We start from the raw sequence: 9,522 nt of genomic DNA, 5'->3' as shown, positions 1-9,522 counted from the left end.
CGGCTCAACAAGGAGGTCAAGCGCCGCGCCGACGTCGTCGGAATCTTCCCGAACGAAGACAGCATCATCCGCCTCGTCGGGGCTGTGCTGATGGAGCAGAACGACGAGTGGCAGCTCCAGCACCGATACATGCAGATCGAAGGCATGGCCGAACTCAACCAACCCATGATCGAGGAGGAAAATCAGCCCCTACACATCACCGCCAAAGCCGCCTGACGATGGCCCACGGCCACAGCCGAAATTACACCACCTTGACGGACGCGACCCCACGCCGATGTGCCGGAGGACTTTATTCGTCAAGTGTGGGAGGTAATGAAAGACACGCCACATCACGACTATCAGCTCCTCACCAAACGGCCAGAACGCATGCGAGAACTACTATCGAAGCCCGGCTTTGATATTTTGCCCAATGCGTGGCTGGGAACCAGCGTAGAAAGCGCCGAGGTGGCCTACCGAATTGAGGAGCTAAGGCACACCAGAGCCGCAGTCAGATTTGTCTCTTTCGAACCACTTATTGGCCCGGTCGGCGAAGCTAATCTCGATGGAATTGCATGGGCGATAGTGGGAGGAGAATCAGGGCCAGCAGCCCGGCCGATGGCTGAAGAATGGGTTTGGCAAATCGAACGTCTCTGCCGCCGCCACGACACAGCGTTCTTCTTCAAACAATGGGGCGGGGTCAACAAGAAGGCGACTGGACGCCTTCTTGGAGGGCAGACCTATGACGAGATGCCTGCTTATATCGCTGGATAACCCAACTCGCTCCCCTGTCGATCAATCGTGTAGCCGCGGGCGTCGGATTATTGCTCATGCAGTATAGAAGAAAATAGTCTTCCGTCGATCCCACGGCGATCGGCAGGGGGCTAGAAACGTAGCAAAATAGACCTGCCAAGCACTCACGATGAAATTCTGCGATATCTTGCTTATTAGCTTGCCTTTGCGAACGATTAAACAAGCTGCCGAACATGTCTTCTTCATCTTGTTTTATGTCGTAAAATCTCTCTTCCCACTGATTTGTCCCAAAATACTCCGTAAGAGCGTTCCGCTTTTCTTCCGATAGCTTTTCATGCTTGTGACAAAGCTGCTGAACAGCAGCCTTCAAGTTGGCCAGAAACCAGACGTCGGCCTTCTGGGAAGCAGCCAGAACTTGCAACGTCTTCCATTTAACTTCCATCCCATACGGGTCGAGGAAAACAAGCGCCCGGCGCCTCACACCGCTTCGATCTCGCTCGCGCCATTCAGGCTGAGAAAATAGGTTTTGAATAAACTCGTTTGCGTCGCCAGCCAGAACCTGCGCGTCTCGATCCGGGTACAACTCCACCAATGCTTGCAGGGCTTTCACATGCCTCTTTTTAGCATCCCCAAATCGAAGATGGTGAAATGGGGGAGTGAGCGCCAACGCCCTCGCAGCACTGCCAGGATACTGCTTCTCGATAGTGGATATAGGTGCATCATCAAAAATGCCCCCAATCTCTTCTTTAGCTGTCCTCTCTCCTGTGCCGGCAAAAGGATCAACGTACCAGACATCAAATTTTCCACCGATGGCGCCGGTAAAAAACTTGCTATAGGCACTGATGGCCTCCAGTTTTAATTCTGTCCAGTCTCCACCAAATTCGTGCCTGCTATCGCTCATAAGCTGTAGCCCCCCCCGCTTTAGGTCACACATGCCTTACCACGATCGATGTTTGTATTTAACGGCAAATTGGCGCTGCAACCGAATTGGACTTAAACGACAATCATCTTTCCTACAATTCACCCATATGGTTCATTCTGTCGGTTTCACCCAACCGAAAGGACGAATCGATGGACGACTCCCTTTACGATCCCGCGCATTTCCCCGCCCCCGCCAGCTACCATTGGACACCCCGTCTCCAGCGCGAGTTTCTGGAGGCGTTCGCCACCAACGGGTCGGTGAAGATTTCGGCGGCGAAGGTCGGCATGTCGCCGTCCGCCGTCTATCAATTGAAACAGCGGCCCGAGGGGGCGGCGTTTCGGATCGGCTGCGCGGCGGCGGTGCTGATCGCGCGGACGCGGCTCGCCGACGAACTGCTCGACCGCGCGATCTGGGGGCATGACGAGACCACCGAACTGCAACGCGAGGACGGTCGCAGCTTCGTCAAGCGCCGCCGCATCGACAGCCGCCTTGGCCTCGCGATGCTCGCGCGGCTCGACCGCATGGTCGAAACGCGGGCGCGCGCGGGCGAGGAGATGCTGGCACAGATCGTCGCCGGCGACTGGCCGGGCTTTCTGATGCTGTTCGACGCCGCCGAAGCCGCGCGCGCCGCCGAAACCGCTCCCGACAGCGAAACGCCCGCCGCCGAAACCTCCGCCACCGACGTCCCCGCCGGCCTCGCCGCCGCGCTCGCGCTCTGGCTCGCGGGCCGCGACAACAATACCAATCCGCTAGCCGCGCTGTGGCGCGGCAGCGAAATCGCGAATGAAGTTGCGCAGATTTCCGCCGATTTTGGCGAAGAGCCCGAAAGCGCCGAAACGCCCGAAGAGGCGGCCGCCGCGATGACCGTCTGGTTCGACGATCATGCCGACGATTGGCGCACCGACTTTCCGCCGCCCGACGATTTTTACGGCGAAGAAGAAGGCCAGTTCGACGATCCCGCCTATGCCCGCGCGCTCGACGACGACGAACTCGAACGCTACGAAGTGCTCCGCGATGCCGAGACCGCGCCGCTGCGCCTCGCCGGAGAGGCCGCGCGCCGCGCCTTCTTTTGCCTGCCCGCCCCCGCGAACGACCGCGCGGCCTGTCCTGCCTCCGCCGCCGGACGCGCGGCGCAGGGCACGTAAAACGGCGCCGCGCGGCTGAATAAGGACGAATATTGCGGCGATCGTGGACAATAGAATGGCGCGTTTCGCCTATATTTCGCCGGTTCGGTGTGACTTGAAATCGGCGGCCTTTGCGGCGCGCAATTTTACCGCCATTTGCGCGGCACCTTGACTTTTCGGGAACAATCCTCCATATCGGCCTCGCTAACGTCGCCTGCGACGGAATTTGACGGCCTCTTTGGGGCAGACTCTTCCCTTCACACGCTACCAGCTCCTCCGGTGCTTTTGCCGGGGGATTCCCGTTTCTCGTGAAAGGAAACACCCTATGCCGATCGGCACCGTAAAATTCTTCAGCCAGGACAAGGGCTATGGCTTCATCGAAAATGAAGATGGCTCGGGCGACGCATTCGTCCACATCACCGCCGTCCAGAACGCCGGCATGACGACGTTGGACAAGGACCAGCGCGTCCAGTTCGAACTCGAAACCGGCAAGAACGGCAAGACGTCGGCAGTCAACCTCCAGTCGGCCTGATCTTGGCCAAAGAGGAAGTCATGACCTTCGAGGGGCAGATCAACGAGATCCTGCCCGACGGGCGCTTCGGCGTCACGCTCGAAAACGGTCATCGGCTGATCGTCTACACGGCGGGCCGGATGCGGCGTTTCCGCATCCGGTCGGTCGTCGGCGACGCCGTGCGCGTCGAAGTGACGCCCTATGACCTCAGCAAGGGCCGCCTTGTCTACCGCGAACGCGGCGGCGGGCCGGTTCCGCCCAGCCAGCGCAAACGGCGCGGGCTCTGATCCTTCAGGGGTCAAACGATACGGGATCGGCGCAGTGGCGCCGGTCTCCAAAAACCACAACATCCAAAGCAAAGATAAAGATGATGACGAACTTCTATAACAACCCTTCGATTTTTCCCGCTCTGCCCGCGCTGTCGCTGGCCGGCCGGGCGCAGACGGCCCGGATTTCTCCGGCCCGCGCGCCGCGCCGCCGCCCGACGCTGTCGCGCCGCGAGCTTCGGCGCCTGATCGCCGATATGGTCGATTGATCGACCGTAACGGATAACCGCACAAGGAAGCGCAGCAATGTCGGCCACCACCGAATTCTACATCGCCCAGGCGGACAAGTGCCGCACCGATGCCGACGCATCGTCGTTGACGCAGGTGCGCGACCGCAATTTGCGCGCCGCCGCGGCGTGGCAGGCGATGGCCGACAAGCTGCTCCACTCCGAACGCCTGCGCGCCGAAAAGGAAGCGCGGGTCGTGGAAGCGGCTGAAACCGGAACGACCGCGGCGCCCGCGCCCTGACGGGTGCGCCGCACGGGGGCGCGCGGCTCACGCGCGGCTCAGTCGATGGTGCGCCACTCCTCATGCACGATTTCGCGGGCAATCCGCCCGCCGCGCATGTGGAAGACATGCACCAGCCGCAACTCGACCCGCGCCCCGATCGCCACCGGCGCATTGACCATCCCGTCACCCGTCAGGCGAAAGCGCACCTTCATGTCGTCGACGACGCGGGTTTCGGTGGCAAAACGGTCGAGCGGTTCCAGTTCGACCTCGGCCAGCGAGGCGAACATGCGGCGGTAATTGGCCTCGATCGCCGCCTTGCTGTCCAGATACAGCCCCCGTCCCGGCACTTCCAGGACGATGTCATCGGTATAAAGGTCCATCACCGACGCAGGATCGCGCGCCTCATTCTCGATATGCTCCGCCGCCACCGCCAGATTGCGGGCCACCATCTCGTCGCCGCGGTCCATCACCTCCACCACCTGCTCCATTGCCGTCACCTTCTATCACAGCCTCCGGCGGATCGCCGATATAGGCAGTTATTCTGTCTAATGGCGCAATAGACAGATCATCTGTCTTGTGTCAAGAGGCTGCGATGACCGACAATCTTCCTCCCCCGCCATCCGGCGACGGCCAACGCCTCGCCCAGCTCTTCCACCTTGCCTACGACCGGCTCCGCACCCGCATCTACGGCCAGGCCCGCGACGCCGGCTTCGCCGACCTCCGCCCCGCTCACTCCAGCCTGCTGCGCAACATCGACCCCGCCGGGTCGCGGGTCGTCGACCTCGCCGAGCGGGCCGGCATGACGAAACAGAGCATGGCCTATCTGACCGACAGCCTGGCCAAACTCGGCTATGTCGCCGTCGGCCCCGATCCCGACGACGGGCGAGCGAAACGGATTGTGCTTACCGAACGGGGCAAAGCCGCGGTCGACACCCTTGCCCGACTAAGCCGCGAGGCCGACGCCGAGCTGGCGATAACGCTGGGCGAAACGGAAATGATGCGGCTTCACACGACGATGCGCCAGTTGGTCGCGGTGCTCGACTGATGCACTGCCGGAGCAGGGACAGGGGCCGAGGCCAATAGCACTACTTGCGCAACCTTCCGTTTACGTTAGGGTAAGCTCAAGACCATCTTGGAGAGACTGATTCATGGCCCTTCCCCCGATTTTCGACCGCCTGCGCCTGCCCGTCATCGGCTCGCCGCTGTTTATCGTTTCGGGGCCCGATCTGGTCATCGCGCAGTGCAAGGCGGGGATCGTAGGCAGCTTCCCTGCCCTCAACGCCCGGCCGCAATCGCTGCTCGACGAGTGGCTCCACCGCATCACCGAGGAATTGGCGGCGTGGGACCGAGCCAACCCTGACCGGTTGTCCGCCCCCTTTGCCGTCAACCAGATCGTTCACCGCTCGAACGATCGGCTCGGGGCGGATATCGCAACCTGCGAAAAATGGAAGGTGCCGATCACCATCACCTCATTGGGCGCCCGGGAAGAATTGAACCAGGCGGTCCACGGGTGGGGGGGCATCTCCTTGCACGACGTCATCGACGACCGCTTCGCGCGCAAGGCGATCGAAAAGGGCGCCGACGGACTGATACCCGTTGCCGCGGGCGCCGGCGGCCATGCCGGTACCCAGTCGCCCTTTGCGCTGGTGCAGGAAATCCGCGAATGGTTCGATGGCCCGGTGGCGCTTTCGGGCGCTATTGCGCACGGTCGCTCGATCCTCGCCGCCCAGGCATGCGGCGCCGACCTGGCCTATATGGGCAGCGCTTTCATCGCCGCTGCCGAAGCCAATGCCGACGACGGCTACAAGAACGGCATCGTCGAAGGGCGCGCGGCCGACATTGTCTATTCGAACCTCTTCACCGGCGTACACGGCAATTATCTGCGCCAGTCGATCGTGGCCGCGGGGATGGATCCCGACAATCTGCCCGAAGGCGACCTCAAGACGATGAACTTCGGGTCCGGCGGCAACACCAAGGCGAAGGCGTGGAAGGACATCTGGGGCTCGGGTCAGGGGATCGCCTCGGTCCGCGGCGTGCGCCCGGTTGCCGAATTCGTCGCCGAACTCGAAGCGCAATATCGGGACGCATGGGCCGAATTGCAGGGCAAGGTACGGCTCCAAGGTTAACCGAACAGCCGCGTGATCGCTTCGTCAAGATATGGGCGATCCGCGAACAAGCGCATCGGATCGCGCCGGTTGAGCCAAAAGCCCGCGCCATGGCGGTCGGTGAGCGCGCGGCGCATGGTATCCTGCAGCAACGTCAGACGCATCGCGGCCGCGCGCCGTGCCGCGCGGGCGTCGCGATTGATCTGCCGCTCGAAACATATCCGGATCATATCGACCCGCGCCGTCATCACATCATTAGAACCATGATGGGGCCGCGGTGGAGGGCATGGCCGCACGACAGCGCCAGCCGCTCGCACGCCGGCAGGCTCAATCCATTGCGCGGAAAGTCACTGAGGTAAAACCCTTCACTTTTCAGCGCTCCGAACATCGTCGCCATCTGCGGCTGGGCGAGAAGCGCGAGTGGGATCAGGTGATGGCGCTGAAATCCACGTCGCGGCGGCGGGGCGCCATACCACCGCCTCCCTGCCATCAAGGATTGCGGCCAAACTCGACCAAAAGCGCTTCGGACGATCCGCGCGGTGCCATCGATATCCACTCGCCCGGAACGAGGCCGGGCAAGCGACGCGCCCCTCGAACCGGGCCATTGATGATGATGTCGAGCGACAGCCGCGCAAGGCGACGCACCAGATCGGCAACGGTCCAACCGATCGGACGCGCGGCCTCCATCTCTTGTCCTCCGAAATGCGCAAGGCCACGCGTCCGGATAATCTCCGCGTCGCCTGTGTCGTGCTGCCGGAAAGCGATGAGGTGGAGCACCGGAGGCATCCCGCTCGCGAGCATCTCCGCAGTCGATGCCCGGAACTGCTTTGCGTCGGACCACAGCCGCGCTGGCCCCCAGAAGAAGTGACTTGCGTCGAAGAGATCGATCAGCAGCGAAGCCATCATGAAGAAATCGCGCATTGAGGGCTTCTCTTCGTCTTCGCTCCCGATCGGTGCGGGCTCGAAAAACCAGCATCGCCCTCCGGTCCGCCAATCGGCGGGAAGGCTGGCGGCAAGCGAACTCGTCGACGGATGCGCCGGATCGATACGCGCAACCGCACGATCGCCTGCTGGCGCTGCCGTGAGATACAAGTCGCCAAGGCGCAAGCGAAAGGCAGCGCCTTCGCCAGATGTTCCGGACACATCCAGCCGCTCCGGGCGAAGGCCCATATGACGCAGCGCGACTTCGGCGTCCGCCGGCAGGGTCGAAAAGTCATTTCCCGCAATCAGCGCGAAGGGCGCCGGCGCGGCGGGCAGTAATGACGCGGAGCTAATCCCTGCTTGCATGTCGGGCGTCCCGATGGGTTCGCGCCAGCATCGCAAAGCACACGCCGATGTTCAAATGCTTATTGGTCCGGTGCGGACGATCAGATGGCAACCTGACTTCCCAGTTCGACAACGCGGTTGGTTGGGAGACGGAAATACTCCATCGCGCTTTCCGAATTGCGCAGCATCCATGCGAACAGCTTTTCGCGCCAGATCGGCATGCCGGGTTTCTTGGCGGCAATCAGCGTCTGACGCGAGAGGAAGAAGCTCGTTTCGATCATCTTGAATTCGCCGCCGCACGCGGTCGTGCGTTTCAGCGCATCGGGCACGTCCACTGGCTGCATGAAACCATAGTGCAGGATCAGGCGATGGAATCCCTGCCCCAGATCGTCAAGCTGGCAGAGCTTCGTTTCCGGCACGAACGGCACGTCGGCAATCTTGATCGTCAACAGGATGATACGTTCGTGCAGCACCTTGTTGTGCTTCAGATTGTGAAGCAAAGCGTGCGGCACCCCATCGGAGGTCGACGTCATGAAGACGGCGGTGCCCGGCACGCGCGTTGCGCTGTTCGCCGCGGACTTCACGAACACCGGGATCGGCATCGCGCTTTCTGCCATTTCCTGCTGCATCAGCTTGCGACCGCGCGACCAGGTCGTCAGCATGGTGAAGATCGTCAGACCGATCGCCAACGGCACCCAGCCGCCATCGGGTACCTTGATCAGATTGGCGCCGAAATAGGCGACATCGACGATGAAGAATACCGCCAGAACGGGCAGCGCTTTCCACGCCGGCCAGCGCCACAGGCTGAACAGCACCACGCTCATCAGACAGGTGTCGATGAACATCGCGCCGGTCACGGCGATACCATAAGCCGCGGCCAGATTGCTCGACGAGCCGAAGAACAGCACGAGCAGGATGACCATGACCATCAGGCCCCAATTGACGACGGGAATGTAAATCTGCCCCTGCGCCGACGCACTGGTATGTTCGACCCGCAGGCGCGGTACGAAACCGAGCTGGATGGCCTGCTGAGTCAGCGAAAAGGCGCCCGAAATGACGGCCTGACTGGCAATGATCGTCGCCAGCAGCGCGAGCAGCACGACGGGGACGCGCCACGCGTCGGGCATCATCAGGAAGAAGGGGTCCTGAATCAATTGCGCCGTGGGCGCGACCTGTCCGGCAAGCACCATCGCGCCCTGCCCCATATAATTGAGCATCAGCGCGGGTAGCACGAAACACAACCAGCTCAGCCCGATCGGCGCTCGGCCGAAATGGCCCATGTCGGCATAGAGCGCCTCCGCCCCCGTTACCGCGAGGACGACGGCGCCAAGCGCGATGAAGGCTGTGAAGCCGTCATAATAGAAAAAGCGCATCGCGTTGATGGGGTTCAGCGTGTGCATGACGATCGTCGGATGATCGACGATATGCATGACCCCCAATACCGCGAGCATCAGGAAGTAGCCGAGCATGATCGGCCCGAAAAGCATCCCGACCTTCGCGGTTCCGCGCGACTGGATCGCAAAGAGACCGATCAGGATCGCCAGCGCGATCGGGACGATGTAGGGTTCGAAACCACGGCTGACATATTGCAGGCCTTCGGTGGCCGACAACACCGACATCGCCGGAGTGATCATGCTGTCGCCGTAAAAGAGCGCGGTGGCAAAAACGCCGAGCAAAACGATCGGCCAGGTCCAGCGAGCACCGCCCGAAGAGCGACTGATCAGCGCGAGCAGCGCCAGACTGCCCCCCTCGCCCTTGTTGTCGGCTTTCATGATCGTCATCACATATTTGAAAGTGACGACCAGCATCATCGACCAGAAGACGAGGCTGAGCACACCATAGATGTGCAGCTGGTCGGCTTCGATCGAATGATGGCCGGCGAAGGTTTCGCGGAAAGCGTAGAGCGGGCTGGTGCCGATATCGCCGAAAACGACGCCGACGGCGCCGACCGCCAGCTTCAGCGTGCCGTCACCGTGATGGCCGTGACCCGTTTGGCCCATTTCGATTCCGGTGGGCGCGGCGCTTTCGGCGCTTGCCTGACCCTGTTGCGACTCGACAGTCATTGGCGCGCCTTAGACCAGCGGGAGAG

At 61.8% G+C, this 9,522-nt stretch carries 15 protein-coding genes; 9 read left to right on the top strand and 6 right to left on the bottom strand.

Annotated elements, in window-relative coordinates:
- Together STE01S_RS17845 and STE01S_RS19855 are read left to right on the top strand one after the other, a co-directional pair.
- Positions 1 to 216 (top strand): transposase (locus STE01S_RS17845; RefSeq protein WP_174531814.1); only part of this gene is annotated, 216 nt, incomplete at its 5' end.
- 96 nt (positions 217 to 312) lie between these two features.
- The gene (locus STE01S_RS19855) at positions 313 to 750 is read left to right on the top strand and encodes a DUF5131 family protein (protein WP_082813414.1); all 438 of its coding nucleotides are present in this window, start codon (positions 313 to 315) and stop codon (positions 748 to 750) included.
- Here STE01S_RS19855 and tcmP read toward each other — a convergent pair.
- Entirely contained in the window at positions 677 to 1,630 is a 954-nt protein-coding gene (gene tcmP / locus STE01S_RS17840) for a three-Cys-motif partner protein TcmP (protein WP_162928322.1), read from the bottom strand. The genes STE01S_RS19855 and tcmP overlap by 74 nt on opposite strands.
- A gap of 170 nt (positions 1,631 to 1,800) precedes the next feature.
- On the opposite strand from tcmP, the gene STE01S_RS20530 reads away from it, so the two are divergent.
- The 5 genes from STE01S_RS20530 (at position 1,801) to STE01S_RS17820 (ending at position 4,080) form a co-directional block, all read left to right on the top strand.
- Positions 1,801 to 2,796: a hypothetical protein gene (locus STE01S_RS20530; protein WP_062770210.1), complete on the top strand. Its 996-nt coding sequence runs from the start codon at positions 1,801 to 1,803 to the stop codon at positions 2,794 to 2,796.
- A 304-nt stretch (positions 2,797 to 3,100) separates the two neighbouring features.
- Positions 3,101 to 3,307 (top strand): cold-shock protein, encoded by a 207-nt coding sequence (locus STE01S_RS17830; RefSeq protein WP_003047572.1) that lies wholly within the window; start codon positions 3,101 to 3,103, stop codon positions 3,305 to 3,307.
- 2 nt (positions 3,308 to 3,309) lie between these two features.
- Positions 3,310 to 3,573: a translation initiation factor IF-1 gene (gene infA, locus STE01S_RS17825; protein WP_040590296.1), complete on the top strand. Its 264-nt coding sequence runs from the start codon at positions 3,310 to 3,312 to the stop codon at positions 3,571 to 3,573.
- Positions 3,574 to 3,656: 83 nt separating this feature from the next.
- A complete protein-coding gene (locus tag STE01S_RS20525) occupies positions 3,657 to 3,821 on the top strand; it encodes a hypothetical protein (RefSeq protein ID WP_162928321.1) in 165 nt (54 codons plus the stop codon).
- Between the two features lie 37 nt (positions 3,822 to 3,858).
- Positions 3,859 to 4,080 (top strand): hypothetical protein, encoded by a 222-nt coding sequence (locus tag STE01S_RS17820; RefSeq protein WP_003047576.1) that lies wholly within the window; start codon positions 3,859 to 3,861, stop codon positions 4,078 to 4,080.
- A 38-nt stretch (positions 4,081 to 4,118) separates the two neighbouring features.
- Here the strand turns inward: STE01S_RS17820 and STE01S_RS17815 are convergent, their stop codons facing one another.
- Complete coding sequence (locus tag STE01S_RS17815) at positions 4,119 to 4,550, bottom strand: nuclear transport factor 2 family protein (RefSeq protein WP_062770207.1); 432 nt, start codon at positions 4,548 to 4,550, stop codon at positions 4,119 to 4,121.
- 104 nt (positions 4,551 to 4,654) lie between these two features.
- On the opposite strand from STE01S_RS17815, the gene STE01S_RS17810 reads away from it, so the two are divergent.
- Positions 4,655 to 5,107 carry a MarR family winged helix-turn-helix transcriptional regulator gene (locus STE01S_RS17810; RefSeq protein WP_082813412.1) on the top strand — a complete coding sequence of 151 codons (453 nt, stop codon included), beginning with the start codon at positions 4,655 to 4,657 and terminating at the stop codon, positions 5,105 to 5,107.
- A 103-nt stretch (positions 5,108 to 5,210) separates the two neighbouring features.
- The gene (locus tag STE01S_RS17805; protein ID WP_062770204.1) at positions 5,211 to 6,188 is read left to right on the top strand and encodes an NAD(P)H-dependent flavin oxidoreductase; all 978 of its coding nucleotides are present in this window, start codon (positions 5,211 to 5,213) and stop codon (positions 6,186 to 6,188) included.
- On the opposite strand, the gene STE01S_RS17800 is transcribed toward STE01S_RS17805, so the two are convergent.
- The 4 genes from STE01S_RS17800 to STE01S_RS17785 all read right to left on the bottom strand — a co-directional run bounded on the left by STE01S_RS17800 (position 6,185) and on the right by STE01S_RS17785 (position 9,496).
- Positions 6,185 to 6,418 carry a hypothetical protein gene (locus tag STE01S_RS17800; protein WP_162928320.1) on the bottom strand — a complete coding sequence of 78 codons (234 nt, stop codon included), beginning with the start codon at positions 6,416 to 6,418 and terminating at the stop codon, positions 6,185 to 6,187. The genes STE01S_RS17805 and STE01S_RS17800 overlap by 4 nt on opposite strands.
- Entirely contained in the window at positions 6,415 to 6,564 is a 150-nt protein-coding gene (locus STE01S_RS21055; RefSeq protein WP_409371999.1) for a hypothetical protein, read from the bottom strand. The genes STE01S_RS17800 and STE01S_RS21055 overlap by 4 nt, the downstream gene beginning before the upstream one ends.
- Positions 6,565 to 6,656: 92 nt before the next feature.
- Positions 6,657 to 7,454 carry a hypothetical protein gene (locus STE01S_RS20515; RefSeq protein WP_062770195.1) on the bottom strand — a complete coding sequence of 266 codons (798 nt, stop codon included), beginning with the start codon at positions 7,452 to 7,454 and terminating at the stop codon, positions 6,657 to 6,659.
- Positions 7,455 to 7,534: 80 nt separating this feature from the next.
- On the bottom strand, positions 7,535 to 9,496 hold the full coding sequence (locus STE01S_RS17785) for a potassium transporter Kup (RefSeq protein WP_003047592.1): 1,962 nt from the start codon (positions 9,494 to 9,496) through the stop codon (positions 7,535 to 7,537).
- Between the last annotated feature and the right edge of the window lie 26 nt (positions 9,497 to 9,522).

The organism is Sphingopyxis terrae subsp. terrae NBRC 15098 (genome assembly GCF_001598815.1).
GTDB classification, from domain to species: Bacteria; Pseudomonadota; Alphaproteobacteria; order Sphingomonadales; family Sphingomonadaceae; genus Sphingopyxis; species Sphingopyxis terrae.
This window is presented reverse-complemented; position numbering and strand designations above follow the sequence as displayed.

Excerpts from the sequence above, each read along its gene's own strand:
- STE01S_RS19855 (WP_082813414.1), top strand. The coding sequence starts at position 313 with ATGAAAGACACGCCACATCACGACTATCAGCTCCTCACCAAACGGCCA.
- tcmP (WP_162928322.1), bottom strand. The coding sequence starts at position 1,630 with ATGAGCGATAGCAGGCACGAATTTGGTGGAGACTGGACAGAATTAAAA.
- STE01S_RS20530 (WP_062770210.1), top strand. The coding sequence starts at position 1,801 with ATGGACGACTCCCTTTACGATCCCGCGCATTTCCCCGCCCCCGCCAGC.
- STE01S_RS17830 (WP_003047572.1), top strand. The coding sequence starts at position 3,101 with ATGCCGATCGGCACCGTAAAATTCTTCAGCCAGGACAAGGGCTATGGC.
- STE01S_RS20525 (WP_162928321.1), top strand. The coding sequence starts at position 3,657 with ATGACGAACTTCTATAACAACCCTTCGATTTTTCCCGCTCTGCCCGCG.
- STE01S_RS17820 (WP_003047576.1), top strand. The coding sequence starts at position 3,859 with ATGTCGGCCACCACCGAATTCTACATCGCCCAGGCGGACAAGTGCCGC.
- STE01S_RS17815 (WP_062770207.1), bottom strand. The coding sequence starts at position 4,550 with ATGGAGCAGGTGGTGGAGGTGATGGACCGCGGCGACGAGATGGTGGCC.
- STE01S_RS17810 (WP_082813412.1), top strand. The coding sequence starts at position 4,655 with ATGACCGACAATCTTCCTCCCCCGCCATCCGGCGACGGCCAACGCCTC.
- STE01S_RS17805 (WP_062770204.1), top strand. The coding sequence starts at position 5,211 with ATGGCCCTTCCCCCGATTTTCGACCGCCTGCGCCTGCCCGTCATCGGC.
- STE01S_RS21055 (WP_409371999.1), bottom strand. The coding sequence starts at position 6,564 with ATGGCGACGATGTTCGGAGCGCTGAAAAGTGAAGGGTTTTACCTCAGT.
- STE01S_RS20515 (WP_062770195.1), bottom strand. The coding sequence starts at position 7,454 with ATGCAAGCAGGGATTAGCTCCGCGTCATTACTGCCCGCCGCGCCGGCG.
- STE01S_RS17785 (WP_003047592.1), bottom strand. The coding sequence starts at position 9,496 with ATGACTGTCGAGTCGCAACAGGGTCAGGCAAGCGCCGAAAGCGCCGCG.